Annotated in this window: 37 protein-coding genes and 1 pseudogene; 15 read left to right on the top strand and 23 right to left on the bottom strand. The window is 47.8% G+C overall.

The genetic code is table 11. The features are described 5' to 3' along the window. Nucleotides 1-331: 331 nt before the first annotated feature. Complete coding sequence (locus tag LU290_RS07220) at nt 332-1,054, bottom strand: BRO-N domain-containing protein (RefSeq protein WP_277807934.1); 723 nt, start codon at nt 1,052-1,054, stop codon at nt 332-334. 297 nt (nt 1,055-1,351) lie between these two features. On the opposite strand from LU290_RS07220, the gene LU290_RS07215 reads away from it, so the two are divergent. Genes LU290_RS07215 through LU290_RS07195 form a run of 5 tightly spaced genes read left to right on the top strand, consistent with a single transcriptional unit; the run spans nt 1,352 to nt 3,777 of the window. After that, nucleotides 1,352-1,801: a head completion/stabilization protein gene (locus LU290_RS07215; RefSeq protein ID WP_277807933.1), complete on the top strand. Its 450-nt coding sequence runs from the start codon at nt 1,352-1,354 to the stop codon at nt 1,799-1,801. Next, nucleotides 1,798-2,004: a tail protein X gene (locus LU290_RS07210; RefSeq protein ID WP_277807932.1), complete on the top strand. Its 207-nt coding sequence runs from the start codon at nt 1,798-1,800 to the stop codon at nt 2,002-2,004. The genes LU290_RS07215 and LU290_RS07210 overlap by 4 nt, the downstream gene beginning before the upstream one ends. A 3-nt stretch (nt 2,005-2,007) precedes the next feature. Continuing rightward, nucleotides 2,008-2,802 (top strand): N-acetylmuramidase domain-containing protein, encoded by a 795-nt coding sequence (locus LU290_RS07205; protein ID WP_277807931.1) that lies wholly within the window; start codon nt 2,008-2,010, stop codon nt 2,800-2,802. After that, nucleotides 2,799-3,329 (top strand): phage tail protein, encoded by a 531-nt coding sequence (locus LU290_RS07200; protein ID WP_277807930.1) that lies wholly within the window; start codon nt 2,799-2,801, stop codon nt 3,327-3,329. Before LU290_RS07205 ends, LU290_RS07200 begins: the two co-directional genes overlap by 4 nt. Next, nucleotides 3,322-3,777 (top strand): phage virion morphogenesis protein, encoded by a 456-nt coding sequence (locus LU290_RS07195; protein ID WP_277807929.1) that lies wholly within the window; start codon nt 3,322-3,324, stop codon nt 3,775-3,777. Before LU290_RS07200 ends, LU290_RS07195 begins: the two co-directional genes overlap by 8 nt. On the opposite strand, the gene LU290_RS07190 is transcribed toward LU290_RS07195, so the two are convergent. From LU290_RS07190 to LU290_RS07135, 12 genes and pseudogenes are all read right to left on the bottom strand, one after another. Continuing rightward, nucleotides 3,770-4,486: a KilA-N domain-containing protein gene (locus tag LU290_RS07190; protein WP_277807928.1), complete on the bottom strand. Its 717-nt coding sequence runs from the start codon at nt 4,484-4,486 to the stop codon at nt 3,770-3,772. The genes LU290_RS07195 and LU290_RS07190 overlap by 8 nt on opposite strands. Before the next feature lie 339 nt (nt 4,487-4,825). Continuing rightward, the gene (locus tag LU290_RS07185; protein WP_155400189.1) at nt 4,826-4,981 is read right to left on the bottom strand and encodes a hypothetical protein; all 156 of its coding nucleotides are present in this window, start codon (nt 4,979-4,981) and stop codon (nt 4,826-4,828) included. Nucleotides 4,982-5,056: 75 nt separating this feature from the next. Continuing rightward, a complete protein-coding gene (locus LU290_RS07180) occupies nt 5,057-5,536 on the bottom strand; it encodes a D-Ala-D-Ala carboxypeptidase family metallohydrolase (protein WP_277807927.1) in 480 nt (159 codons plus the stop codon). Nucleotides 5,537-5,671: 135 nt separating this feature from the next. After that, nucleotides 5,672-5,878: pseudogene (locus tag LU290_RS10645) on the bottom strand (TIGR02594 family protein); the annotation flags it as partial. Beyond that, entirely contained in the window at nt 5,875-6,171 is a 297-nt protein-coding gene (locus LU290_RS07170; protein ID WP_277807925.1) for a phage holin family protein, read from the bottom strand. The pseudogene LU290_RS10645 and the gene LU290_RS07170, both read right to left, overlap by 4 nt. 2 nt (nt 6,172-6,173) lie before the next feature. Beyond that, nucleotides 6,174-6,629 carry an enoyl-CoA hydratase gene (locus tag LU290_RS07165; protein ID WP_277807924.1) on the bottom strand — a complete coding sequence of 152 codons (456 nt, stop codon included), beginning with the start codon at nt 6,627-6,629 and terminating at the stop codon, nt 6,174-6,176. A gap of 11 nt (nt 6,630-6,640) precedes the next feature. Continuing rightward, complete coding sequence (locus LU290_RS07160; protein WP_277807923.1) at nt 6,641-7,228, bottom strand: DUF4376 domain-containing protein; 588 nt, start codon at nt 7,226-7,228, stop codon at nt 6,641-6,643. A 12-nt stretch (nt 7,229-7,240) separates the two neighbouring features. Continuing rightward, nucleotides 7,241-10,003 carry a phage tail-collar fiber domain-containing protein gene (locus tag LU290_RS07155; protein WP_277807922.1) on the bottom strand — a complete coding sequence of 921 codons (2,763 nt, stop codon included), beginning with the start codon at nt 10,001-10,003 and terminating at the stop codon, nt 7,241-7,243. Next, nucleotides 10,000-10,545: a phage tail protein I gene (locus LU290_RS07150; protein ID WP_277807921.1), complete on the bottom strand. Its 546-nt coding sequence runs from the start codon at nt 10,543-10,545 to the stop codon at nt 10,000-10,002. Before LU290_RS07150 ends, LU290_RS07155 begins: the two co-directional genes overlap by 4 nt. Further along, entirely contained in the window at nt 10,542-11,435 is an 894-nt protein-coding gene (locus LU290_RS07145) for a baseplate assembly protein (RefSeq protein ID WP_277807920.1), read from the bottom strand. Before LU290_RS07145 ends, LU290_RS07150 begins: the two co-directional genes overlap by 4 nt. Nucleotides 11,436-11,449: 14 nt before the next feature. Further along, on the bottom strand, nt 11,450-11,785 hold the full coding sequence (locus LU290_RS07140; RefSeq protein ID WP_277807919.1) for a GPW/gp25 family protein: 336 nt from the start codon (nt 11,783-11,785) through the stop codon (nt 11,450-11,452). Beyond that, complete coding sequence (locus LU290_RS07135) at nt 11,785-12,426, bottom strand: phage baseplate assembly protein V (protein ID WP_277807918.1); 642 nt, start codon at nt 12,424-12,426, stop codon at nt 11,785-11,787. The genes LU290_RS07140 and LU290_RS07135 overlap by 1 nt, the downstream gene beginning before the upstream one ends. Before the next feature lie 163 nt (nt 12,427-12,589). Between LU290_RS07135 and LU290_RS07130 the strand changes: the two genes are divergently transcribed. Genes LU290_RS07130 through LU290_RS07115 form a run of 4 tightly spaced genes read left to right on the top strand, consistent with a single transcriptional unit; the run spans nt 12,590 to nt 14,747 of the window. Further along, nucleotides 12,590-13,756, top strand: a complete 1,167-nt coding sequence (locus tag LU290_RS07130) for a phage tail sheath protein (RefSeq protein ID WP_277807917.1) — start codon at nt 12,590-12,592, stop codon at nt 13,754-13,756. Between the two features lie 13 nt (nt 13,757-13,769). Beyond that, nucleotides 13,770-14,285 (top strand): phage major tail tube protein, encoded by a 516-nt coding sequence (locus LU290_RS07125; RefSeq protein WP_277807916.1) that lies wholly within the window; start codon nt 13,770-13,772, stop codon nt 14,283-14,285. 55 nt (nt 14,286-14,340) lie between these two features. Then, complete coding sequence (locus LU290_RS07120) at nt 14,341-14,625, top strand: phage tail assembly protein (protein WP_277807915.1); 285 nt, start codon at nt 14,341-14,343, stop codon at nt 14,623-14,625. Nucleotides 14,626-14,633: 8 nt separating this feature from the next. Further along, nucleotides 14,634-14,747, top strand: a complete 114-nt coding sequence (locus LU290_RS07115) for a GpE family phage tail protein (protein ID WP_306417096.1) — start codon at nt 14,634-14,636, stop codon at nt 14,745-14,747. Nucleotides 14,748-14,786: 39 nt separating this feature from the next. Here LU290_RS07115 and LU290_RS07110 read toward each other — a convergent pair whose 3' ends face one another. Next, nucleotides 14,787-15,026, bottom strand: a complete 240-nt coding sequence (locus LU290_RS07110) for a hypothetical protein (RefSeq protein ID WP_277807914.1) — start codon at nt 15,024-15,026, stop codon at nt 14,787-14,789. Between the two features lie 125 nt (nt 15,027-15,151). On the opposite strand from LU290_RS07110, the gene LU290_RS07105 reads away from it, so the two are divergent. The 4 genes from LU290_RS07105 (at nt 15,152) to LU290_RS07090 (ending at nt 20,578) form a co-directional block, all read left to right on the top strand. Continuing rightward, nucleotides 15,152-18,436 (top strand): phage tail tape measure protein, encoded by a 3,285-nt coding sequence (locus tag LU290_RS07105; protein WP_277807913.1) that lies wholly within the window; start codon nt 15,152-15,154, stop codon nt 18,434-18,436. 14 nt (nt 18,437-18,450) lie between these two features. After that, complete coding sequence (locus LU290_RS07100; protein WP_277807912.1) at nt 18,451-18,960, top strand: phage tail protein; 510 nt, start codon at nt 18,451-18,453, stop codon at nt 18,958-18,960. A 12-nt stretch (nt 18,961-18,972) separates the two neighbouring features. Beyond that, nucleotides 18,973-20,244, top strand: coding sequence for a contractile injection system protein, VgrG/Pvc8 family (locus LU290_RS07095; RefSeq protein WP_277807911.1), 1,272 nt, complete (start codon nt 18,973-18,975; stop codon nt 20,242-20,244). Nucleotides 20,245-20,308: 64 nt separating this feature from the next. Beyond that, on the top strand, nt 20,309-20,578 hold the full coding sequence (locus LU290_RS07090; protein WP_277807910.1) for an ogr/Delta-like zinc finger family protein: 270 nt from the start codon (nt 20,309-20,311) through the stop codon (nt 20,576-20,578). Between the two features lie 15 nt (nt 20,579-20,593). On the opposite strand, the gene LU290_RS07085 is transcribed toward LU290_RS07090, so the two are convergent. Continuing rightward, a complete protein-coding gene (locus LU290_RS07085) occupies nt 20,594-21,367 on the bottom strand; it encodes a KilA-N domain-containing protein (protein ID WP_277807909.1) in 774 nt (257 codons plus the stop codon). Between the two features lie 635 nt (nt 21,368-22,002). On the opposite strand from LU290_RS07085, the gene LU290_RS07080 reads away from it, so the two are divergent. Continuing rightward, nucleotides 22,003-22,203, top strand: a complete 201-nt coding sequence (locus tag LU290_RS07080; RefSeq protein WP_277807908.1) for a hypothetical protein — start codon at nt 22,003-22,005, stop codon at nt 22,201-22,203. Between the two features lie 663 nt (nt 22,204-22,866). Continuing rightward, nucleotides 22,867-23,070, top strand: coding sequence for a hypothetical protein (locus tag LU290_RS07075; RefSeq protein WP_277807907.1), 204 nt, complete (start codon nt 22,867-22,869; stop codon nt 23,068-23,070). On the opposite strand, the gene LU290_RS07070 is transcribed toward LU290_RS07075, so the two are convergent. Genes LU290_RS07070 through LU290_RS07035 form a run of 8 tightly spaced genes read right to left on the bottom strand, consistent with a single transcriptional unit; the run spans nt 23,038 to nt 25,794 of the window. After that, a complete protein-coding gene (locus tag LU290_RS07070; RefSeq protein WP_277807906.1) occupies nt 23,038-23,271 on the bottom strand; it encodes a hypothetical protein in 234 nt (77 codons plus the stop codon). The two genes, LU290_RS07075 and LU290_RS07070, sit on opposite strands and share 33 nt — an antisense overlap. Before the next feature lie 51 nt (nt 23,272-23,322). Then, nucleotides 23,323-23,577 carry a hypothetical protein gene (locus LU290_RS07065; protein ID WP_277807905.1) on the bottom strand — a complete coding sequence of 85 codons (255 nt, stop codon included), beginning with the start codon at nt 23,575-23,577 and terminating at the stop codon, nt 23,323-23,325. Next, on the bottom strand, nt 23,574-23,741 hold the full coding sequence (locus LU290_RS07060; protein WP_277807904.1) for a hypothetical protein: 168 nt from the start codon (nt 23,739-23,741) through the stop codon (nt 23,574-23,576). The genes LU290_RS07065 and LU290_RS07060 overlap by 4 nt, the downstream gene beginning before the upstream one ends. A 9-nt stretch (nt 23,742-23,750) precedes the next feature. Continuing rightward, complete coding sequence (locus tag LU290_RS07055) at nt 23,751-24,752, bottom strand: YdaU family protein (protein WP_277807903.1); 1,002 nt, start codon at nt 24,750-24,752, stop codon at nt 23,751-23,753. Beyond that, nucleotides 24,752-25,168 carry a hypothetical protein gene (locus LU290_RS07050; RefSeq protein WP_277807902.1) on the bottom strand — a complete coding sequence of 139 codons (417 nt, stop codon included), beginning with the start codon at nt 25,166-25,168 and terminating at the stop codon, nt 24,752-24,754. The genes LU290_RS07055 and LU290_RS07050 overlap by 1 nt, the downstream gene beginning before the upstream one ends. Beyond that, nucleotides 25,155-25,379 (bottom strand): helix-turn-helix domain-containing protein, encoded by a 225-nt coding sequence (locus tag LU290_RS07045; RefSeq protein WP_277807901.1) that lies wholly within the window; start codon nt 25,377-25,379, stop codon nt 25,155-25,157. The genes LU290_RS07050 and LU290_RS07045 overlap by 14 nt, the downstream gene beginning before the upstream one ends. Further along, nucleotides 25,376-25,624: a hypothetical protein gene (locus LU290_RS07040; RefSeq protein ID WP_277807900.1), complete on the bottom strand. Its 249-nt coding sequence runs from the start codon at nt 25,622-25,624 to the stop codon at nt 25,376-25,378. Before LU290_RS07040 ends, LU290_RS07045 begins: the two co-directional genes overlap by 4 nt. Continuing rightward, nucleotides 25,621-25,794: a Cro/CI family transcriptional regulator gene (locus LU290_RS07035; protein ID WP_277807899.1), complete on the bottom strand. Its 174-nt coding sequence runs from the start codon at nt 25,792-25,794 to the stop codon at nt 25,621-25,623. The genes LU290_RS07040 and LU290_RS07035 overlap by 4 nt, the downstream gene beginning before the upstream one ends. Between the last annotated feature and the right edge of the window lie 57 nt (nt 25,795-25,851).

The following is a 25,851-nucleotide window of genomic DNA, read 5'->3' as shown; positions in this document are numbered from 1 at the left end:
TTATCTTGCAACCATGCCGTCAGCCGTTCCCGTGTTTTTAATAAAATTAACAAAAAAGCCCAAACTGTGGCGGTCTGGACTTTTTCTAAATTTAACCTTAATGCAGAAGGATTAAATCTTGTGGAAGATTATATCAAACTTCTTAATTTTTTACTAGATAAGGTAATAAAAATGCAAACTTGGCGATTTTTGGCAATCTTGTCGGTTATTTTGATGGGTCTGTTGTTTTTTGCATTGCCAGACATCATCACTGCTGTTCGCTGGTGGTAGCACCAACGCCCCACACAGTCGGGCTGCGTGGGGTGGGATTTTAAGCTGTGGGGTAGTGAACCTAGCCTAACAGTTGCCGTTGTAGAGCAGCGACATTGCATTCACTGACATGCAGGCGGCTTTGTAAGTCGTCGATATGCTCCAGCATTCGGCGAAATCCACTAAGCAGACCATCAATCTCGCTTCTGGCTTCACGGTTTTGGCGGATTTGGTCGGTAAGGATACTGTGGATGGCTGGCAGATTGAGACTGGCGATGGGGTCAAGCTCGAACCGTCGCACAAAGTCCATCGCCGCCTGATAGTCGGCAGGGTTGATGGCTTTATAGCTTCTGACATCAAACTCATCATACAGGGCGTTATACAGCCGTTGATAATGACGGCGTTCATAGCGGCATTTGGCTTTGATGGCTTTATGGAGTGTGGCGGCTTGGCGGTCAGATAGGCGTGGCTCACAGGTGCAGATGGTAGGCTCGCCCACTTCTTTATCCAAGATGTCTAGCACCCATTGACGGAACTCTTTGGCGACTTTGGTGCGGGCAAACATAGCGATAAGATGGCAACCACGCAGGGAGAAAATGCGGATTGTTGAATTTTTCTGTTTTGGATTATCTATAACTTGCGTTGTATCTGAGCGAAACTCATCAGCATTTTGATTATACAGCTTGGTAACCGCATTTGGTTGAGAATAGCCTAAGGCTTGTGCAATATCAGTAGAAGTTAGCCAAATTTGATTATCTACTTTGGCAGGGGAAAGAGTGATGTTTTGGAAAGTTAATGCTTTCATCTTGATATACCTTTTTGATAGGTTGAATATAATCCCTGTTTTTTCACTTACCCAAATTGGGTAAGTGGGAAATTAGGGCGGTTAGCGGCTCAAAACCTGTATCAAGTCAGGCGGATTTATTCGTGTAGCAAGCTACCTTATATCATCGCACCGCTAACCATAACTTATCATATATGGTATAGGCATAAAAAAATCACGATGACGGTGTGATGACCGCTTGATAATAGGCTTTTGAGACCTTGTGGTTATATTAGCCTATTGAATTTTATTTTGCAAGTTATTTTTTGGAGATAAAAGATGAGCTTGATTGCCAATGGCGAGTTATCCACAGCCTTGTCACAGATTGACGGTGGGGAATTTTTCCCATCGGTGAGCGTAAGTGAGGTGCGTGATTTTGTGCGGGTTGATGGCTCGGTGACGGATTTTCGCTTGCATCAGATTATCTTAGAAGAGACGCTGGATGTCATGCGACTGCTTGACCCATTGACCAAGAAAGCTGGCAGACTTACCGACTTATCCACAGCTGTCATTGACGGCAGAAACGCCTTTGAAGTGTGGTATTTTTCCGCCATCGCCAACGGTGTGGGGGCGAAAGTGTGTGAAAAATATCGCAATTACGACAGCACCAACAAAGGCTCTGACAAGGCGGCGGAGCTGTCGGCAACGATTGATGAATATCGGCGAAATAAAATGTGGGCAATCGCCCAGATGCAGGGGCGTAATCAAACGGTGGTGGAGCTGATATGAACCGCACCGTTTATAGTATTCAAAATGACAGTATTGATGCCATCAGCTATCGCTACTATGGCAGGTCAGTGGTGGAAGAGATACTGGCGGTTAATCCGCATCTTGCCCGTGCAGATGTCATCTTGCCCATCGGCACAAAGGTCATCTTGCCCACACTCATCAAAACCAACCCCGTCAAACAAACCATTCAACTTTGGAGCTAAACAATGAAACCTCTTAAATACGGCAGCAAGGGCGAAAAAGTCGCCCAGCTACAAGCCAAACTCAATGAACATGGGGCAAAACTTGCCATCGATGGCGACTTTGGCAGTGCCACCGAAAAAGCGGTCATAAATTATCAGGGTAAGGCAGGTCTTGCCGTTGATGGCGTGGTGGGTATTAAGACATGGCAGGCATTACAGGGCGAGCCGTCAACTCATCTGCTGTCTATGGCAGACTATGAGACGGCGGCGACTGAGCTTGGCGTGCCTGTCAATGTGGTGCGTGCTTTTGCTAAGGTGGAGAGTGCTGGTGGTGGTTTTATTGGGTCAAATAAGCCTAAAATCTTATTTGAACGCCATGTATTTTACCGTCTAGTTAAAGCCAAATATGGCAAAAGCAGAGCGGACGAACTGACGGCTCGCCACCCAAATATCATCAACCCAAAAACAGGCGGCTACAAAGGTGGCTTATCTGAATATGTACGGCTCAATTTTGCCAAGACCATTGATAAAGATTTGGCACACAGCTCGGCAAGCTGGGGCTGTTTTCAAATCATGGGCGAAAATTGGCAGGCATTGGGCTATGAATCCATCGATGACTTTGTGATGCAAATGCAGACAAGCGAGAGCCACCAGCTCGATGCCTTTGTGCGCTTCATCAAAACCAAAAAAGGACTATTAGACGCACTGCAAAAAGGCGACTGGGATAAGGTCTTTATGCTATATAACGGCAAAGACTACCAAAAGCTGGGCTATGATTATAAGTTTTTGGCAGAATTAAGACGCTTGGAGTCGCTATGAAAAAGCCTAATCTGCTACGCTCGCACCTTTTGGCAAGCCTACCAGAACTTGCCAAAAACCCTGACCGTCTGCTCATCTTTGTTGATGAGGGGCGAATGGTTAATACGCTTGCCAATGGGCTGTCGTTCGAATATCGCTACACGCTCAATGTCATCATCACCGACTTTGCCGAGGACATGGCAGCGGTAGCGGTGGCACTCTACGCATGGCTACGAGACCACCAAAGCGAGCTTTTGGCAAATCTTGATAAGGCAAAAGACGGCGTAAAATTCGTGGCGGATATTTTGGATAATCGCAAAGTAGATCTGTCCATCACTTTGCCATTGACCGAGCGAGTTATTGTCAAAGAAACGGACGGCAAGGCGGTCTTTGACTATCCAGCCGAGCCTACTTACACACGCCCAACGCCCACCCAAAAGGTGCAAATCATCGACGCCAAGAATGATGCGGTGCTGGGCGAATTTCCCACAGGCATGCCAGAAGAAAAATGGATGCTTGAGATGCCGTTGGTGGATATTCGTGGCTGAGCTGTCCTACCTACCCGAGCATTTAGAGCGTATCATTGATGGGCTGTCTGATGGGCAAATGTTAAAGCTCAAAAAGACGCTCGCCCAAAAAGTACGCAACAACCAAAAAAAGCGTATCACCGCCCAGCAGAATGTCGATGGCTCTGCCTACACGCCCAAAAAGCCCCAGCGTAAACGCCGTGGGCAACGAGTGCGTAAAAAGATGATGAACACCATCAAGCAAGCCCGCCACATGAAAATAGAACAAAGCAGTGAAGGCTTTGCCATCGGCTATGTCGGACGCATGGCACAAGTCGCCGAAGTGCATCAATACGGACTCACCGCCCGCATCAATGCCAAGCGTGGCACGAGTGCCGCCTATCCTGTGCGTGAGCTACTGGGTATCTCGGACGAGGATAAGCAGATAATTGATGAGGCGGTGCTAGACTACCTAGAAGGGCTTATCTAGTCATGGCAAGCCTACGCCCCACCTGACCTGCATAGCCATTGGCATAGATGATGTGGTCATGCACCTGTGCCGACAGCTGTGGAGCGATGGCTCGTAAGGGGTGTTCGATTTGCTTGTACCAGTCATAGATGTGCTTGGTATGCCATGCCAGTAGCTCGGCAGAGCGTGCCAGTTCTTCATGTTCATCAAACCGAAATGCTTGGATAAAATCCATCGCCGTCTCAAAGTCCTCAGGCAAAATATCCTTGTAGCTCTTCACGCCAAATTCATCATACAGGGCATTGTACAGTCTTTGATAATGACGGCGGTCATAGCGACACTTTGCCTTGACTGCTTTTTGTAATGTGGCGGCTTGGCAGACAGACAGCCCTTGATGATTGCTAAGACAAGAGATAGCCCCAGTATTTAACGCATCAAAAGCACGAATGACCATTAAGTGAAACTTGGCAGAGATCCACATCGCATAGGCATAGACCAACTCACGGCAGACAAATGTACCTTGTTGTTTGGCGTTGCCACCCCGAATGGTGTGATAAGCGACAGAGCCTTCTTCTTCAATGGCGTGGATAAGTTCTTGGGTTTGTTCGTTACGCATAAAGTTGGCTGGCTGATGTTTGGCATTTCCGCCAGATGATTTATGCAGGTCGTTGAGTGAATACAAATCGCCTGATGTACGGATTGAGTGATTGGCAATGGTAAGTGCGTTCATAAGGAACTCCTAGTTAAATTTTCTGAAATTTACCCTTGTTAGGGTGCTAGGGGGTTCAGAAGCCGTAACTAGTCGGCTGGGATTATTCGTGTGGCAAGCCACCTTATCTCTCCGCCCCCCTAACATAACTTTTCGTTCCGCTAATTTGCGGTTCGGTTTTCGATGTTGGAATTTCAACATCGGTTATATTTTGAGCGTTCATCAAATTTGATGAACGGTATGAAAGGGAATTTTAGGCAATAAAAAACCGCTTGGGCTTTCGGGTGCGGTTATCCGCTAGTTATTGGGGTTCTGACACCTTGGGCTTATATTAGCTCATTGCCTATGCCTTGTCAAGCCCTACCACCATTTAATCGCATGGATAAAATTGGGTGCAAAAATCAAGGTAACAGTAAATAGTCCAAAAAACCACAGCGACCAATAACGGGAGTTCTTCATTTTATCCACCTTGTCTAGCAAAAATGCAAAAATCTTGGTATAATCATCAATATTCATATTTAGCCTTTTTCCATATCAAAAGGGTTAAATTAAAAACGCTCAGAGCCTGCCAGCTTTGGGCGTTTTGCTTTTTTATCTTAATCCACTCAAATACACCGTACGACCGCCACGCTTGACGGCGGTCAAGACTTGCCCACGCTGTTGTCCGTTCGGGTGCTTGTAGCCTAAGTGAATCCATGAATTTGGGCTGTCTGGAAATTCAAGGATCAGCTGGTCAAACTTAATGCCACGCTCCTTTAATTCTGCCACCAGGTGGCGGGCGACTTTACGAGTGTTGCCAAAGGCTGGGGCGGTAAAGTCAATCGCAAGCCCGTAACAGTGAGCTGATGTGGTGCTGCCACCGATGGCACGGTTGAGCGTAGGGCTGCGATAGCCACTGCTTACAACCATTGGCACGCCCAAGATGTCTCGCACAGGTTGCCACAAGGCACGAGCGGCGATTCTTAGATTCGTTGTCGTGCGTTCGTCTGGGGTGTTGTTGAGCCTTAGCCGTGTGGCGGTAGCTGAGCGGGTTAGCTCGGAGAGGGTGAAGTTTTTGGTGAGTTGGGTCATTGTATCTCCTTATTTTTTACGCTTAGGTTTTTTGATGATTTGGCGGTGTAGCTCACGATAGGCAGCATCGTGGGCGACTGCCTTGACCGCCTGTTTCACCGTTTCTTTGGCTGATGGCGTACCATCGCTTTGGGTGTGTAGGCTTGGTTGATAAATCTTACGCCCCAGCATGGTTAAGACCAGCATTACCCCACCTGTGATAAAGGCATGATATTCGGTGGGGATAATCTGATAATCTACCGCCACTTGCAGGGCGGGGATGAGTACCAGCATGATGAATGCCCCGAGTGCTGGTAGTTTTACGGATAAATATTGAAAGACATTATCTTTGATAAAAGTCATTTTTTAACTCCTTTGGACAGATAGTTTTTGATAAAGTCAGCCAGCCAATGCGTGCCAAAATACCCAATGGCGGACGCAATGCCGACACTTGCCGTCTGTGGAATACCAAACCAATCCAAAAACGACCAAATACCGATGGCGAATAATCCGCACATGATAGACTCAAGCAAGTCCACACGCCCATGCTGTGCTTTGGTGCGAAATACCGCCATCAGTGTCGCCATGACAAAGCTCATGGTGGCGACCTTGGTGTGTAACCACACCTCCGATAGATAGTTGTATAAATCATTCACTGTTATTCTCCGATATGACCCAGATGGCAGGCAATCTGGGCAAGCTGATTGGGGCTAAATCGCCAGCCTTGATTGCTGCCAAAAATCACATTAAAGCACCACTCCGAGCAAAAATACCGATCAGCGTGCTGTCTTAATCCCGCCACACAACCAAGCGCCCCAAAGAGGTCATAGCCCGCCTCTTTGGTCTGGGCAAAGTAGTCTTCAATGCGGGCGGCTGGCAAGCCATCAAGTGCTAGCAAATCCCACTTATCAGAGGACAGACGCATGGTCTTGGTACGCACGCCGCCATCACGATAACTGCTTGAGTAGCATTGATAGCGACCATCAGACAGACTGATAGCAATTTCACAATGTGAATACCCGCCTTTGGTAAAAAACTTAGTGATGCCATCACAGATACGGTGGCTTAATCGGCTTGCTCGTCCGTGATAACAGGCTAAATAGACTTGATTCACAGCCCATCTCCTTATTTGGTAGTTGGTTCATAAATGGCTGTCCAGCCGTCTGAATAATCATAATCCAAGGGATTATCCACCTGTAACATTGCCATGCGGTGGCGTTCAGCATTGGCAAAGTCCGCCTGTTCATTCGCCAAAATCGTCATCGCAAGCTCAGTCAAAAGTGGCTTGGTTAATTTGACAAAGCTATTGTCCATCGTTTTCCACATCAAATCTGCTGGCAATTCTGGCAAGATTTGCAAAGCCAAGTACTGCGTGCGAGAGCTGTCGTCTGTATGAAACCACTTTTTGACGGATTTGACATAGACCCCGCCACGGGTGACAGCATGGCGATGAGCTTTGATTTGTTCCCAGATTTGGGACTGCAAAACAGCTTTATCTACGCCAAGCACCCAATCGCCATCTTTCCAGATATAATTAGGGTTTGGACGTGGTTGCGATGCGGTCAAATCCTCTCTAATGTGGCACCCTTTATTGATATTTGCCAGCAATAGCTTGTGTTGGACGTCATCAATTTCAATTAAATCATCTGGCAATGATGGGTATTCAAACTCGCTATCATAAAATGCTTGTGTCATTGGGCTAAATTGTTTCATTGCTTAAATCTCCTAATAGCCAATAGCCATCCAGTAACATTTTGTGCTAATGGATAAAGTTGAATTAAACCAAAAATTAAAACCGGTCAGGTTTGCATTTCTCGCAATACAATGGCTGGCATGAGCATTTCTGGTGGTGTTGTTATCTTCGGTGAGCTGTATGGATAAGACCCCCCTTGGGAAAGCAATAGGGAATCTAATATCAGCATTGCCTTCATCTGGTATTAAAGGTGTCTTCCCCCATTGAACGATTAATCCATTGGGCAACTTTGAATACCCACTTTCAGCAAAGTCTTGTGTAAATCCTTGTTGAGTAGTAGTTAAACTCACATTCCCCGACCCATCAAAATTGACATTACCAGTTACCGCCCCAGTTAGGCTGATGGTGCGGGCGGTTTGGAGTTTGGTAGCGGTAGGCGAGTTACTATCACGAGTAACAATAAGCTTACCAGCAGTATCTGATGATACGCTTATGCCATTCGTGCCTGTGATTTGCGTACTTGAGCCAACGGACGCAGTTTGCCCCACGCCACTTGCCACGATGTTCAAGAATGTGTTGGTGTTGGTGGTGGCGGTGTTGGTTGTGCCTGTCGCACTGGTTGCTGTTACTAATCCGTGCGTTTGGGTTAGTCCACGAGTAACACGACCCTTTGCGTCCACTGTTACTGAGTTATAAGAGCCTGCGGTTACGCCAGAATTGGATAAAGTCATCACGCCTATGGCATTACCAGAACCATCAAAATTGACATTCCACGAGCCATCGCCAGTCATTGCGATGTTACGGGCGGTTTGGAGTCGTGTTGTAGTATCGGCATTGCCACGCACCACAAGCTGATTGGTATTAACATTCCATTCCAAGGGACGAGCATCATCCCAGTTGCCATTCGGGTCTCCATTTGGGGTTTTTAATAAATACAATACATCTCCATCAAACCGCCAAAAAATTGAACGATTTTTGGCGGAGTTTTTAATGCGAAAGCCATTGGCTTGAGTTGTAACCACTTCTTGACTAAAAGTCTTGTTACCATCAATGGTTTGATCGTCACGAGTTTTTACAAAATACTCGTGCAAATGTCCATAGGTGTGAGAATGTAATCCTGTTGCTGAAACCGTTAGACCTGCAATTCTTCCCTCTGCATTGTCGCCTTGTGGAGTGATATTGATGATGGCGTTGTAAGCGTTATTACCTGCGTGAGCAATTTGGAATGACCCTCTGGTTACGCCACCAATATTCACATCATAAAAACCATTTTTTTGATTATTTGGGTTTTTGACTGCCATACCCACCCAGTCAGAATTATAGGTAACAGCAAGATGTCCTGTCATTGTATCGCCAGCTTTATTGACTTTGCCTGCTAGGTCTGACAATACAGCATTACTGGAAAAAACAGGGCGATTTTGTTCATCATACAGCACAAGATTTTTATCGTTTTGCAGAGAAAGTTTAATGCCGTCTTGGGTTTTTAAAGTTGTACCACCATGCTCAATTATTAAGCGTTCTCGACCATCGGCAATCATTCGCACCACACCATCACGCAACCACTCAATGCCTGTATCATTATCGCTGGCAGCTTTAATACCGCTGTTCGCCGCATAGAGTGTCCCTGTCAAGACACCTCCAGTTTTATCCAGTTTGTTATCATTCAGCGCCTTGCCCTGATTCGCTGTTAAAGCCTGATTGGTGGCGGTGCTTGCCAAGGTGTCATTCAGCTGGACAACACCTGCCACGCTCGTGCTTGCCTTATCGATAGCATGGGTGTGGCTGGTTGCTGTGACGCTGTTGGTTGTGCTTGCGGTGATTTGGCTTGGCGTGCCAAGTGCGACCGTGCGGTTGGCGGTCATATTACCACCGCCTGTCAAGCCATTGCCTGCGGTGATGGTAGTGGACTGATTGGCTTTGGTGTTGGCAGTGGCATTGACGGCGGTGATTTTCTCATCAAGGATTTTACCCTGATTCGCTGTCAAAGCCTGATTGGTCGCTGTGCTGGTCAAGGTGTCATTAAGTTGGACAATGCCCTGTATGGTCGTGCTTGCCTTATCAATCTCGTGGCTATGGGTATTGGAGACTGCCACATTGGTGCTGTTTGCGGTGATTTTACTGGGTGTGCCAAGTGATAGCGTACGATGGGTGGATAAATCGCCACCGCCTGTCAAGCCATTACCTGCGATGATGGTGGTGGACTGATTGGCTTTGGTGTCTGCCTTGGCGTCTGTGGCGGTGATTTTGTCGTTTAGGATTTTGCCTTGATGAGCAGATAGCGGCTTGGTTGTTTCGGTAGAGGTTAGATTATCAATTACTTCGTCATGATTGACAAAATTATCCTCCACCCATTTTCGTGTTGCATAGACGAGCGAATCGTCAAGTGTTACATTGACCACACTGGCGTTTTCCACGGCGATGATGAGCTTGATGCTCATCTCACGGGCGCCGCCTTCGGTGGCGGATGGCTTGTAGGTCGCAGGAAATGAGCCTACGGCAATGAGTGTCGTGCCAGCGTACAGACCGAACTCACGCACGGTGAATCCGCCCGTGCTTGATGGAATGATGGCATGAACCTCAATCCAGTTGGCGGTGGTGGCGTGGCGTCCGACATGATTGACCGCCACACGAGCTTTTTCGGCGGTAAGGCGTGTGGCGGTGGCATTGGGCGCAGGTGTCGCCCCTCGACCATCGCCTACGGCAAGGTGTGTGATGGCGACTTTGGTGTTGGTATTGATGGCGTTGGCAATCTGTGCCTTGCCGTTATTGGTAATCAGCGTATGATAAGTGGTCATGTTGTCTCCCTAGGATAGATGGTAGTCTCATCACCCATCTGCACCGCCACGCCCAGATATAGGTCGCTTTTTGGCGTTAAAGTAATGGATAAATTGGTCAGGTGGCGGCTGACTGGCTTGGCGTCGTTGATGAGTCGATTAAGCTCTTGGTAGACCGCCTCGCTCATGGCCGCCCCTGCGGTGGATAATTCTAGGCGAAACGAGCCTGCTGGTAGGTTTGGCTCAGCCTCCCACCACTCAGTAAAAGTCGCCTCATAGCCAAATTTTTCTAAGATTTCACGTACTGCTGTTCTGGTGCCTTTGAGCTGGTGCTGGCGAAATGATTTTTTAATCAATTCTCTTTTGAGTGATGGTTGCCAGCTTTCGTCCCAGCTATCCACTGAATATTGCCACGCTAAAAAGCCCAAAAAATCATCACTGACTTCATCAATGCGGCTTATCGTGTCAATATTGACATCAAGATGAGTGCTACTGGCAAGCTCGCTTGTGATGGCGTGTTCAAAGGCGGTGGCGTTGGGCGGTAGCAGATGATTGATATTCACTCAATACCCCCAATGCTAATGTCAATGGATTCACAATACGCCGCCTGTAATGCACTGATGGCGATGTCGGCCTTTGGTTCAATCAACTCAATGCGTGCCACACCATCAATGTGCAGACAGTGGTGGATGGCGGTCAGGCGTACCGAGCGACCGATGCGATTTTTTGCTTGAGTGTAGGCTTGGGTTTTGGCTTTGGCGGTAGCAAGTACCGCCGATGCCTCTGGGTCTTTGGTGATGTAGAGCTTGGCGCGAATGCGGTAGGGTGTGATGGTGGCGGACTGGACGCTCACACGATCAGCGATAGGGCGTACATGTTCGGCATTGACCGCACGATTGACTATGTCCACCAGCTCATCTGATGCCTCGCCTGTCTGACTGTCTGCCTGCAAGATGGCGATATTCACCACGGCAGGGCTGGGGCTAATCACCGCCACATCCGCCACACGCCCATCAGCAGACAGGCAGTGGTATTTATACGCCGCCTCTGGCCCTGCCACTGATAGGCGGTCAAAGGCTCTTTGCACTCGCCCACGAAATACCTCGTCCGACTCATAGACGGCAGGACTATCTTCAGTGGCAGGTGTTATCAGTAGACGAGAGACATTAAAATTAGCAGCAATGTGGTCAAGGTCCGCCCCCGTGGCATACGCCAACAGACACGCACGAGCGGCCGTGTTGATGCGATGACGCAAAATCAGCTCACGATACGCATTTTCCTCAATAAACTTCGTCAAAGGCTCACTTTCACGAGCCAAAATTGCACGGATATTGTCCTGCTCTTTGCCATCAAAGCGTGCGATGAGTGCTTGTTTGCGATTATTTAAAATCGTTTCATAATCAAGCGTCTCGATCATGTCAGGCATGGCAAGTGTATTAAAATCAACATTCATTTTTATCCCCAGTTCTAGCTTAATGCGACACCGACATCCAGCACGCCATCCACGCCAAACTCGGCAAGATGGGCGTAAAGTCGCACCTCCAAAATGCCTTGCTTGACTTGTCCGATGCTGATCGCCTCAATGATGACACGGTTTTCCCACCGAAGAAGGGCGGTATAAATCGCAGAATAGGCTTGTAAAATCAGCACATCATCAATCGGGCGGTCAATCAGTTCAGGCAACAGCGAGCCGTAGTCACGACGCATGACACGGCTGCCGACGGGCGTGGTGAGAATGTCTGTGATGGATTGGCGGATTTGGTCAATGTGGCTCATCACTTGCCCGTCATGTCTGCTGATCATCACATCGCCCCCGAAGTCATCGCACCGTCGCCTTGCTCACGATGTTTGTGATTTTGGACGCTGATATTGCCCGCCACCACATCGCCTGTTGCTTTGACTGTGCCGTTAATCGTCGCACCGCCGCCACCGCCGGTACCGCCTGCGATACCGCCTGAGATGTTGAGATTGCCGTTGATTTTGGTGTTTCCGTTGATGGTTGCACCACCAGAGGCGTTGATGGTGATACCAGCGTTGGCATTGATGGTAACGCCGCCATTTGCTGTGATGACTGCCGTGCCGCCGCTTGGCAAAATCGCTGATAGGGCGTGGGCGCTCGTGTCATAAGTGATGGTACAGCCATCTTCAAAGTGTCGTGTCTTAATATTTGGCTGGGCAGCGGGTGCTGGGTTGCCATCATGATACAGCCCCATCAGCACCACCGCTTGCATCATCTCGCCACCAGGGGCAAAGACCAGCACTTGTTCGCCCACTGTCGGAGCATCCCAAGTCCTATCTGTGCCAGCTCGTGCGGCGATCCACGGCAGCGGGGCGGTCATGATACCCACGCAGTCCACTGTACAGCGTGCAGCAGCATGATCCACGCTGGCGACTGTGCCAATGCGGATAAGATTTTCAAGTCTGCGGATGATGTCGTGGCTCATAAGTCAAACCAAAATTAATTTTGCCTTATCTTAACCATCATCATGCGATGTGTGGCGTGTGGGTTGTTGTAAATCAATCATCTACAACATGGGGTGAGCGATTTTTGTTATGGGTGTCGTTATCCTAAGGGTGTTTTTGAATTTGACCACCTAAGGAGTCTATATGACCGATTACCATCACGGCGTCAAAGTGCTGGAGATTAACGAAGGCACACGCCCCATTCGTACCGTATCGACAGCAGTCATCGGACTTGTTGCCACCGCAAGCGATGCCGATGCCCAATTTTTCCCAGAAAATACGCCAGTTCTGATCACCAATGTCCAATCCGCTGTGGGTAAGGCAGGCAAACAAGGCACGCTGGCCAAATCCCTACAAGCCATCAGCGATCAGACCAACGCCATCACGGTGGTGGTGCGTGTGCCGCATCATGATGACGAATCTACGCAGGCATCGGCCATCGTCGGCACGACCGAAAACGGCGTCTATACTGGCATGAAAGCGCTTTTGACGGCGGAGGCCAAACTTGGTGTCAAACCACGCATCCTAGGCGCACCGGGGCTTGATACACCAGCGGTGGCGACAGCGTTGGCGGCGGTGGCGCAGCAGCTTAGAGCCTTTGCTTATGTGTCGGCACATGGTGCAAATACCAAAGAGGAAGCCAAAGCCTACCGAGACACACACGGTAGTCGTGAAATGATGGTTATCTGGCCGGACTTTTTGGCGTGGGATACTGTGAAGAATGCCAACGCCACCGCCCCTGCCGTGGCGTATGCACTAGGCTTACGGGCAAAGCTTGACCAAGAGGTCGGCTGGCATAAGACCCTGTCCAATGTCCCTGTCAACGGCGTAACCGGCATCTCCAAAGATGTTTATTTTCAGCTGCAATCATCAGCGACAGATGCAGGGTATCTCAACGAAAACGAAGTAACCACACTCGTTCAGCGAGACGGCTTTAGATTTTGGGGTTCTCGCACTTGCTCGGGCGACCCGCTATTTGCATTTGAAAATTATACTCGCACAGCGCAGGTGTTGGCAGATACCATCGCAGAAGCTCACATGTGGGCGGTGGATAAGCCAATGCATCCAAGTCTTATCCGAGACATCATCGAAGGCATTAACGCCAAATTCCGTGACCTAAAAGCCCAAGGCTACATCATTGATGGTTCATGCTGGTACGACCCAGAATTGAACACCAAAGAGACGCTCAAAGATGGTCAGCTGCGTCTGGATTATGACTACACACCAGTGCCGCCGCTGGAAAACTTAACACTTCGCCAACGCATTACTGACAGCTATTTGGCTGAGTTTGCGGCTCGTGTGAACGCCTAAAAGGAGCTAAAAGATGGCATTACCAAAAAAATTAAAACTCATGAACCTGTTCAACGAAGGTAATAGCTACCTTGGTCAGACAGGCGAAGTTACCCTACCTAAGCTTGGCCGCAAATTTGAAGACTGGCGTGGCGGTGGTATGAATGGCTCGGTCAAGATTGACCTAGGCTTATCCGACGACATCACAGAATTTGAGTGGAAATTGGGCGGTATTGATAAGACGGTGCTGGAACAATTTGGCACGCCAACCGTTGCAGGGGTGGGCTTACGCTTTGCGGGCTCTTACCAGCAGGACGATACAGGCGAAACCACCGCCGTAGAAATCGTGGTGCGTGGTCGCCATGAGGAGATCGACTTAGGCAACGCTCAATCTGGCGAAGATACCGAAGTGACCATCAAGACGATTTGGAGCTACTACAAGCTCACCATTGATGGCAAAGTGGTGATTGAGGTTGATATTCCAAATATGATTGAGAATGTCAATGGTAAAGACATGCTGGCGGAACACCGTAAAAATATCGGTGCGTAATTTTTAACTCGTAACGGTGGGCTTTCCCACCATTTTAAAAAAAAGGATAAATCCTATGACAAGTAAACAAATCACCCTAACACACGGCGTCAAACTTGGTGAGAACACCATCACCGAAATCACCATCGCCAAGCCTTTTGTCAGCCACCTAAAAGGCATCAGTCTTACCAAGCTGTTTAATTTTGATACCGAAGAGCTACTAAAACTCATTCCTCGTGTTACCACGCCAAGCCTACCACAGCCCGCCCTTGAACGCATGGAAATCAGCGAATTTATGGAGCTGGTCGGTGAGGTGCTTGGTTTTTTGGCGGACGAGAACACGGCTACCCCAAGCGAGTAGAAGAGGTCATTGCTAATCTGGCGGTGGTCTTTGGCTGGACGCTGTCAGATTGTGCGGACTTTACGCTTGATGAGTTGATGAGCTGGAATAATCTGGCGGTGGAGCGTCATCAAACATCATAATAAAAACCCCGCCAAATGGCGGGGTTTTTATTGAGTAAATTATGAGAATAGAGAATAGATAATGGCAGATAACCCCACGGCTTTAAGTAAGCTGAATTTTGAGCGTTTTTTGGCTCGTTTGGCATTTTTCTCTGCCCATAACCGGCGTTGTCTTTGAGCTTCTTCTAGGGATTTGTTTGTTCTAGCAATAAGCTCTAGGGTTTCTTCTCTTCTTTTTTGTCGAGCAATTTCTTCTGGGTAGAGTTGTTTTTTCAGAAGTTCGTCAAGTCTGTCAGTCATTATAAGCCCCCTAAGTTTGTTTTATCTTACCATTATTTGAGTGAAAGTCAAGGATTGCAATGAGTGTATTATTTTTAAACATTAATTTCAAAGGTAGCGATCAACTTTCAGGCGCTCTTGAAAAAATGAATTCGTCCGCTAAAAAACTCGAGAGTCAGATTGGCGATACGCAGAAAAAAATTCTAGCACTTGAGAAGCTAAATTTAAAAAACGATCGTTTTATCAAGATGAAGGCGGATTTTGAACAAGCCAGCCAAGCACTTGACAATAACAGAAAAAAAATCGCCGCATTACAACAACAAATGGCGAAAGGTGGCGGCAAAGAGCTGGCAGCAGAACTTAAAAAGGCTCAGAATGAGACTAAAAAGCTAGAAAATACAGTTTCTGGCAGTCAAAAGCAGTTATTAAGTTACCGAAAAGAACTTAACCAAGCAGGGCATCAAGGCAAAAGTTTTGCACAGGTACAAAAAATCATGGAGCAAGATATTGCTCGCACTACCGCCGCCCTAAAAAAACAAGAGCAAAACTATCAGCGGCTGCAACAAGTCAGCGCACAACACCAAAAAGCCCAAGAACAAAAAGCCCGGTTGCAAGATCTTGCAGGCGTAGCAATGAAATCTGCCACCGTTGCAGGAACAGCCCTTAGTATTCCTGCCAAACTTGCCATTGACGGTGAGAAGTCTATGGCAGATGTTGCCAAAGTTGTTGATGGTTTAAAGATTGATGGCAAAGTTGCCCAAGAATATCATCAGTTTGAAGCACAGATGACGCAGATGTCAAACCGTCTTGGCAAGAGTTTTGCTGATGTCGCTGCCATTGTTGCAGGTGGCGCTCAAGGTGGTATTGCCAAAAATGAGCTGATGCAGTTTGCCGAATCTGCCTCCAAAATTTCGGTGGCGTGGGATATGACGGCATCTGATGTGGGTCAGGCAATCGCTGAGCTTCGCTCAACCATGAAGTTGTCTCAAAATGAAGTAGAGGGTTTGGCTGATAAAATTAACTACCTTGGGAACAATTCGACCAACAACGCCAAATACCTGCTAGAAGTGGTGCAATACGCAGGCTCTGTCGGTGCAGCAGCTGGTGTCTCAGGTGAGCAAATTGCAGCAATGGCAGCAAGTTTGTCAGGTATTGACGCATCCAGTGCCAGCACAGGCATTAAAAATATCATCAAATCACTCACCAAAGGAGATTCTGCGACCAAATCTCAAAGAAAGGCTTGGGAATCTCTGGGGACGACCGCTGAACAGATGGCGGTAGATATGCTCAAAGATCCAGAAAAAGCCATCAAAAAATACCTTGAAATGCTTGGTAAGCTGCCCGAAGAACAGCGCTTGGCATATGCTAGTATGATTAGTGGTGATGAAGCTTTGCCAGTGCTGGCACAGATGATGAATGACCCTGCCAAATTTGCAAATTATACTGCTGCCGTCAAAGATAAGGGCAAGGTTGGTGGTTCGGTCGATGCTGAATATGATTCTGCCATCTCGACAACAGGCTTTAAGATTGAACAGGTCAAAGTTAAGATGCAAAATTTCGGCAAAGATTTCGGCAAGCATTTATTGCCAATCTTGGCAGATATTGCAGAGCGTGTCTCGGTTGTGATGGATAAGATAACAGCATTGGCAAGCGCTCATCCTAATCTCTTTGAGGGTTTTGCAAAAGCAGCGGTGGCGGTGGTGGCGCTTTTAGGGTCATTGGCACTTTTGGCGGGGGTGGCAAGTTTGATGCTCATGCCCTTCTTTTCGCTAAATCTATTTTTAGCAAACCTGTCTGGTGGAGCGGTAACACTAGGGACGATCTTTACTAAATTTGGTAATATTTTAAAGCCTTTGTCAGGGGTGCTTGGCTTTGCCAAAACCGCCATTTTTGGGGTGGGCAAGGCGTTTTTGATGTTGGGTAAATTCATGCTTGCCAATCCCATCGTAGCCGTCATCACAGCGATTGCGGTGGCAGCTTATCTCATCTATGCCAATTGGGATAAGATTAAGCCGTATCTGATGGCTTTTTGGGATGGTATCAAGGCCAAATGGACGCAGTTCACGACTTGGGTGGGTGGTATTTGGGATGGCATTCAGCAAAAAGCAAGTGCCATTTGGGATGGCATCAGTCAGTCAGCCAGCTCGGCATGGGATGGTGTAAAAAACATTGTCTTGGGGGCGATTGATGGCGTGGTGAATGCATTTAAGAATATTATCGGTACGATTGATGGTATTTTTACCAATAATCCTGTTTTAAATTTTATTTTCCCAATCATCGGTATCCCACGGATGATTATTGCCAACTGGGGCAGTATCAGTGCGTTTTTTAGCACGCTTTGGGGCAATATTAGCGCTGCCATCAGTGGTGCGTGGCAGTCTATCACAGCGACCATCTCAACCTATTGGCAAGCAATCAAAACGCTCATCGCTGGGTTTGTTGCTGGTATTTGGGCGGATATTGTCGCCAAATTTAATGCAGTGGTGGCGTTCATCTCTGGTGTTTGGACAAACATTAGCATGATGGCACTGAATGCTTGGACAATGATCAGATCTTATGTTGTTACAGGAGCATCTGCCATCTGGTCGGCAATTGTCGCCAAATTTAATGCAGTGATGGCGTTCATCTCTGGTGTTTGGGCAAGAATCAAAAGCATCATCAGTAATGCCTGGAATAGCCTAGTCGCTATTTTCCGCGGTAGTGCCATTTTAAATGCCATTCAGTCGGCGTTTAACGCTGTCATCGGCTATTTGTCTGGTCTGGGTGCAAGAATGCGTAGCATCGGCACAAACATCATTGATGGCTTGATTGGTGGTATCAAAGCAGGATTTGAGCGATTGAAAGGCGTGTGGCAAAAGGTCAATTCATACATGCCAAGTTTTTCCCGAAAAAGCATGGACATTCACAGCCCAAGCCGCGTCATGAGAAAAATCGGTGGTCATATCATGGATGGTATGACGGTGGGGATTGCCCGACGATTTGAGCCGCTCAAAAAGACCTATGGCGGTGTGATGGATTATCTTAGCCGCCCAAATATCGCCACCCCTGCTATCAAAATGGCACAAACGGTGGGCAAATCGCTTGGCTCTGACAATGTCGCTGGTGATTTGGTGTGTATGGTCGCCCCAAAATTGAGTGCAAATCCGTTGGTTGGCATGGCATTGAACCATTTGCCTAAGCTCATGAGTCGCAATGCTACCCAGATGCCAAAGCCTGCTCATGTGACACCCATCAGATCTGCTAATGCGGTGACGGCGGGCGCTGGCGCATCATCAGCGGGCGCATCGCATACTAGCGCAAGCAACATCACTATCAATATCCACGCAACCTCTGGCATGGACGAACGCACGCTCGCCATGCGAGTGCGTGAAGAGCTGGAAAAATTCCAAGCCAAATCTGCCGCTCGCCACCGTGCCAGATTGACCGATTAACAGGAGATGAAATTATGATGATGATTATTGGTATGTTCGTATTTCGCATCAGCACCGCCGCTTATCAGCAGCTTGTCCAAAAAACAGAATGGCGGCACGCCAGTAATAGCCGTGTTGGTACATTGCCAGCGTATCAGTTTTTGGGGCGTGGAGAGAACAGCATTACGCTGTCAGGCTCTATCGTTCCTGAGTTTGGTAACCAAAAATCACTGATTCAGCTGTCTAACATGGCAGACAAAGGCAAAGCCTATCCGCTCATCTGTGGCAATGGGCGTGTGTGGGGGCAATATGTGATCGAGTCCATCAATGAGACACACAGCGTGTTCTTCAAGAACGGCACGGCAAGAAAGGTGGAATTTATCATCGAATTGACCCAAATCAGCACGCCAAAAACCTTGAAAGACAACACCTTGCGAGCGGTGGGCGGTGCAGCATTACAGACCGCCGCCGCGTATGGCGTAGATACTGGCAAAGTGGTCGGCTTGGCGAATGATTATGGGTTGGATATTGGTCAAGGGCAATAAAGGGAGGGGGTAATGATGAACGCAATGACAAATTTACGCATCGATGCTTTAAAGCAACAAGGCAAAACCGTCCTGCACGCAGGGGCGGACTTTATCTCATTGGCGGCAGGCAACATTGCCAACGCCTTAGAACAAAGCTACCCACAGCCCATCTGGTCGCTCATCATCAACGGGCAAAACATGACCGATGGCATTCATTCACGGCTGATGAGTTTGACTTTGACCGACAACCGTGGGCTTGAAGCCGACACGCTGGAAGTCAGCTTATCTGACCATGATGGGGCGCTTGAAATTCCACTCAAAGGAGCGTTCATTGAGCTGCATTTGGGCTGGCACACGACCAGCATGGTCTATAAAGGGGCGTTCATTGTCAACGAAATTACCCACCAAGGCGCACCAGACACGCTCACCATCCGAGCCATGTCCGCCGATCTAAAAGAGACCATTCGCCAGAAAAAAGAACGCAGTTTTGAAAAAACCACACTGGACAAAATCGCCCAACAAATCGCCCACGAGCATGGTCTGACCGCCAAGATCCACCCAGAACTTGCCAAAAAAGATATTTATCACCTTGATCAGAACGAATCGGACATCAGTCTATTAACACGCCTTGCCGAAGAGTTTGACGCCACCGCAATGATTAAGGACGACATCTTGCTGATGATGCCGCTTGGTGTGCATGAGAGCGTGTCAGGCGAGCCACTACCCACGATGGTCATCACACGCACCCTAGGCGACCGCCACAGCTACACCGAGAATGCAGACAGCATCTCAGGTGTGCGCACGCATTTTTATGATGTTGCCAAAAAAGACAAAGTGCCCGTGCTGGTCGGCACAGAAGATGACAGCGTGCGTGAGATACGCTATGTGCATCGCGACCAAAAAAGCGCCACCGAAGCAGCGATGGCAGCCTACAAACGCGCACGCCGAGATACCGCCAAGCTAAGCTATACGCTCGCCCACGGCGACCCATTACTCATGCCACAGATGCCTGTGATGGTAGTCGGTATCAAAGACAGTATTGACGCCCACGACTGGACGCTGACCAATGTTGTCCATCAGCTGGATGAAAGCGGCTATACTTGCAGCATCGAATGTGAACGGCTCTTGTCCGAGTCTGACGAGACCGCACCGCCCGTCACCGTAGGCGAAAAAGACGACAAAAAGTCCAAAAAAGGCAAAGATGGCAAGGACGAATCCAAAACCGCCAAAAACCCCAAATCCAAAGACGGACAAAAAGCCCGCGAACAGAAAAAACAAGCTCGCGCCAAAGCCAAAAAATAGCCATTTTGTCCCTTTGTTCTCAATCATCGGTGGTATAATTAACAAAAAAATAAGGAGCTAAATCATGTCTTGGATCTGTCCACATTGCAAACAAAAAACCATCCGCATTCGCACCAGTCGTAACGAACACATCTTACTGCGACGGCTGTGGGTGCAGTGCCAAAACCTATCTTGTGGCTGGACTGGTACTTACAACTGCGAATGCGATGGCGAACTGTCGCCGTCCGCCACCCCAGACCCTGCCATCAAATTACCGCAGGGCAGACGACCACCAAGTCTACCGAGCAATGACAGTACACCAGACATGTTTGATGAGTTGGCAGAGTGGGCTTAGGTCTGCCATTCTTTTTTATCGTTGATATGCTCGCCCAATGAAAGCATAGGCTTCATCAGTGATGGCTTGGCGGTCGTATTTGCCATGACAAGCCATTCGCTGTTCAGCCAAGGCGTCATAAATCAGCGCCTTTGAACGATTGAGATTGGCTAGCGTTTGCCCTGCTCGGGTGATGACAGATGAGATGGCATCTAGGTCTTCACACAGACGCTCGTATTCTATCATGCCAACAGTACGCCAAAAGGCATTGTTCTTAGCGTGCGTTTCATCATGGCTACTGCCTAGTGTCAGACGATGCACATAAGCGACCGCCTTTGGCAAATCATCAAGGGCAATCTCATCAATACCACCAACGCCCATATACTGATGCACCATGCGATAGGCTTCATCGTGGGGCAGTCTGTGTTTATGAACCAAGGCATTGACCGCTTGCACCAGATGACGGCGGTCGTCGGTGGTGGTTTTGGCTAGGCAAGGAATAGCACCAGTATTAAGAGCCTTAAACGCTCGGATTACCATTAGATTGAATTTAGCACTAATCCACATCGCATAGGCATAGACCAGTTCTTCACAGACATAAGTGCCACGATTTTTACCACCGTTTACGGTGTGGTAGGCAATGGTGTTTTCGCTTTCAATTTCGTGGATTAGGTCTTTGGTTTGTTGGTTTTGAAAAAAGAAAGTTGGGCGGTGTTTATTTTCGTTGCCACTTGCTTTGTGCAAATCGTTCAAGGAAAAAAGGTTGTTGTAAGTGGAGATTGCGATATTGGCAACAGAAAGATTGTTCATTATGAACTCCTTATGAAATTTTTCGAAATTTGCCGATTAGGGCGTTAGGGGTGTTCGAAAGCCGTCATAAGTCGGCTGGGCTTATTCGTGCGATTGCTCGCCTTATCTCGCCACCACCCCCAACATAAACTTTTGCAGTGTTGGAATTCCAACAGTGGAAATTTGGGGATTTTTGCACCATACAAATTCGTATAGTGAATTTTGGATATTAAAAAACCGCTAAAATTTCGGTTGCGGTTATCCGCTTATGATTGAGGTTTCGACACCTTGCAATTATCATAGCGTATTGAGTGAGCTTTTGTCAAGCCCTTTCTTTAAGGCGATAAAAAAGTCAAATATTTTTAGCAAAAAGCCAGAAAATACTTGACTTTAATGTAGGTTTAACCTATAATATACACCATCAAGCAAGGGTTGCTTGATTGGTAAGGTGGTAGCCATCGTTACCATCAAAAAACAAGGAGTAAACGATGAAAACGGCACTTAAACTAATCGTAATCATCGCTCTGCTGTTGCTAAGCTATCCAGCTTACTAACAGTAAAAGCCTAAGGTAGCTCCGAACTACTAAGGCAGGTTAGGTGGAAACGCCTAGCCACTCCTTATCTTTTATATTAACAAACCCATAGGAAAAAGTCAAATGCCAAAAGTTACCACAAACCCCAAATCACGCACCCAAATCCAAGCTGATAGCGATGCTAAAAGGGGTATTAAAATCAAAGCCTTTAAGCTACACTTAGATGACATCGCTATGATTGAACAAGTTGCAGAGCGTCTAGGATTGCCCCAAAACCAGCTCATTGTAGAAGCGGTGCGTGCGTACGAAAAGGGGTTTGATTAGCCCATTACCACACCCTTGTCAAGCCCTACCACCAGCGAATTGCTGTGATAAGGCTCGCCAAAACAAAAATTGTTAAGCACGCCACCAGCCAGTTAATTAAGAATCTTACTTTTGGGGAACTTTCATATTTTTCCAGCATTTTTACTACCCACTGCCCAAAATCTATGTTAAAATTCATCTAAGTTTATATCCTTTTCTGCATTAAAAGGGTTAAATTAAAAACGCTCAGAGCCTGCCAGCTTTGGGCGTTTTGCTTGTTGGCTATTATGTCGATGAATGGCGTGGGGGTAAATGATGGCGTGTTGTAGATGATGGATTTACAACAAAAGGCTTTGGCAATAAAAAAAGCCAAATAATTCACGCAGTTATGGCATAAATTACTTGACTTTATATACTATCTAGGATATAATACAAACAACAAGGCAAGGGGTAGGAGCCTTGCCTTGTAGGTTAATTCGCTGACCTGTTAAGCAAAACCAGCGACAACCTGTAAGGAGAAACGAGATGAAAGTTCTGGTAAAACTTCTGATCGTTGTGGTCTTGGTAATGATTAGTACTCCAGCGTACTAATACCAAGTGCCTAAGGGTTTAACCTACGGCAGGGCGACTGGAAACACCGCCCACCCCTTACATTACCGATTATACTACCATAAGGAGTTTGTCATGTCAAACTATGCCAATACCGAATACACCAAGCGAGCCAAAGCCAATTACAACGCCAAGGCTCTGCGTTCCACCACCGTGCAGTTCATGCCAAAGGATGCCGAAGCTCTCGCCGCACTGGATAGACTGGTTGAGCGTTACGGTTCAGTCGCCAAAGCCGTCAAGGCTGCCTTACTCGCCCATGACCAGACCCTTAACCAATAATCCTTTCTCTCCACCACAAGACCGCCCACGCTGGCGGTTTTGTTTTTTTGTCGCCGACAGCGAGCCGTGCGATGCCCCCTCCCCCTTGCGGGGTTTTAATCTCTCGCTTTGATTGCAGGGCGAGATGGGTGCGGTGGTGTATGGGTCGGACGATGCAAAACTTAGCGAAATAAGGGGCTTAGCGTGGCATATACGACCCATTTTGTGGGGGATTTCGCCATTGCGAATGATTGCGATGGCGAAAACGGCAGATTAGGCAAAAAATGGTTCATTGTAGATGGTGCAAACTGGCACGATGGGCTTGAGGTGGCGGCGAAATGTGTAGTACCGTAAAAAGGTCGCCTTATCCATCATGAAAGTAAATTCTGGGCTTTCCACATATTGCAGATGCACTATCTCTGGGGCGGTGTCTGCGATGATGACATCGTGGTGGGCGGCATCTTTTGGCGACCAAATTTGCCCACGCTTGGGGGTTTGGGGTAGGCGGTGGTTGTGATGATTTTTCATGGTTTTAACTCTCCGATGGTGGTAAATTGGTGGATAAATTCGTCATAATTGACTGGTTCTGGCAGTTTGCCGTCAATTTCTACCCACACATTGCCGTCTTTGTCTGCCTTGTCGCTGTTGATGATGGCGGTCTGGTCTGTGGTGGGATTGTGATACACTCGCATGATTAGCCCCTAATTGACCATGCCATGCTCGATGGCGAAGGCTCGGTTTTCTGCTTGGATTTTGGCAAGATAATCCATGTAGCTTTCGCCTGCGGGTGTTACTGACCCTGTGCCTGCTGACCCTGTGCCTGCCGTGGTTTTAGCGTTGAGATCAGATGGTAGGCGTTCTTTGGCAAGCCAATTGTCAAACATGGCGATCCAAGTTTTCTCGGTGCAGTTGAAATTGCGAGAAGTGTAAAACAAGCGAAATTTGGCAAAAGTCTCATCAATGTTCAGACCTTTGGTGGTGCAAAGGTCTCGTTGTGCTTGACTGAACGCAAATGTCGGATTTGGCGTTGTCGGTGTTTTGACCGTAGGCGTTGGTTTTTGATTTTTTGCATTGTTTTTTTCAAAATTTTTCTCCTGCTCGTAGCTAGCTAATATATCTATTTCTTGGTTATTGGTTATGGCGTTACTTTTGCCGTTACTTTTTGCGTTACGCTCCGTTACGGTAGGGGTATTCGTTACGCTCTCATAGGCGGTCAAAATCTCGTCAAAAGTCGCCCCCTCTGCCATCTTTACGCCTTTATTTTCAAGGGTTTTGAGCATTTTGACTTTTTGGCGGCGGCGTGCTTGACGCTCGGCATTGGATAACGGATTGGCGTTACTTTTTGCGTTACTATTGCCGTTACTTTTTGCGTTACGCTCCGTTACTTTTTCGTTACGGTCGTTACGCCCGTTACTCTCGCCGTGGCGGTGGCGGTAGTTTTTGATTTCACGATCGATGCGTGCGTGGCGGTAGCTGCCGTTTTTGAGCGTGAAAAATTCGTCCAGTACATTTTGCAGTGCTTGACGCTCGTCATCATTGCGGACGGCAAGACGGCGGCATAACGCCACCAAATCGCCCGTAATGGGCTTTTCGGTGTCGTAGTACATGTCTATCAGATCACGATAAAACGACCGTTCTAGGTGCGACAGATGGCGTGTGGCGGCGTTAAAATCATTGATGTGAAAATTATAAAAGTTCATCATCACCCCACATAACAGAAGTAGACGGCTTTGCGTCTTTTGCCGGTGACCGCTACTTTTTTGGTGCGGATGATGAGCCTATCATGTTCGCTGTTGATCTTACTGACGGCTTTTTCGGGCTTGGCGTAGCCAAATTTTTCTGTGATTTGCTCCGGCGTCATGATGCCGACACGCTCCAAGCATTTGAGCAGGCGGTTTCTGCGTTCTTTGTTGGTGTGGATTTCTCTGGGCTTGATGGCGGTGGGCGGTTTTTTGGGCTTGGGTAGGTCCATCACTTTCCATGATTTGACCGTGTGCGCTGGTCGTGGCTTGGGCGCGTGGTCTGGCAATACTGTCACACGCACACCACTGGCGATGGCGTCTGATATGAGCTGTTCTTGGGCTTGTAGATTGCAAGTTGGGCGATTAAATGCGAGCATCTGATGATTCTCCTTCTAAATAATACACTTTGTACCTTGCCCCTGTGGTCGAGGTCTCATAGCGGTCTTTGATGGCGTGCCCCATCTGTCTTAGCTCGCTGATACGAGCCAAAAATCCCATGATGAGATATTTTTGCACCGCTTCTTTGTGGGTGATGGGAGCAAGTCGCAGGTGGGCGAGCAGGGTGTCGCAATGGGTCTGGGTGGTCATAGTGGATAGTCCTTATCTGTGTTGTGCCGGCTCTCAACGCTCGCAACAATCTCATCGTTCTCTAGCAATGACAGCACTTGCATGGCATGATAAGCACGATGGTAGCGGTCCCGCAGGTCGTCTTCAATGAGACGACATAGCCATTCTGACTTGGACAAATTACATTCGTCCGCCAGTCTGCCGATGACGGCATGGCACTCTTCGGAGAGATGGACGGTGATTTGGTGGGTTTTTTTGGGTTTCATGGGCGAGCCTGTGCTTGCTGACGAGCCATGATTTCTCTGACCTGATAGGCTCGCAATTCTGGAATTTTTTCATCGTTCCATTGTGAAACGGCAGCGTGACTAATACCGAGCAGGCGTCCAAGTTCATTCACTGAGCCTTTGGCGACTTTTAGAGCTTCTTGTTTGGTCATTTAAGTTTCCTTTTTTGGATAAAAAGTAAAAAATATTACCTATTATTGCACACAAAA

It is taken from the genome of Moraxella nasibovis, assembly GCF_029581575.1.
GTDB classification, from domain to species: Bacteria; Pseudomonadota; Gammaproteobacteria; order Pseudomonadales; family Moraxellaceae; genus Moraxella; species Moraxella nasibovis.
This window is presented reverse-complemented; position numbering and strand designations above follow the sequence as displayed.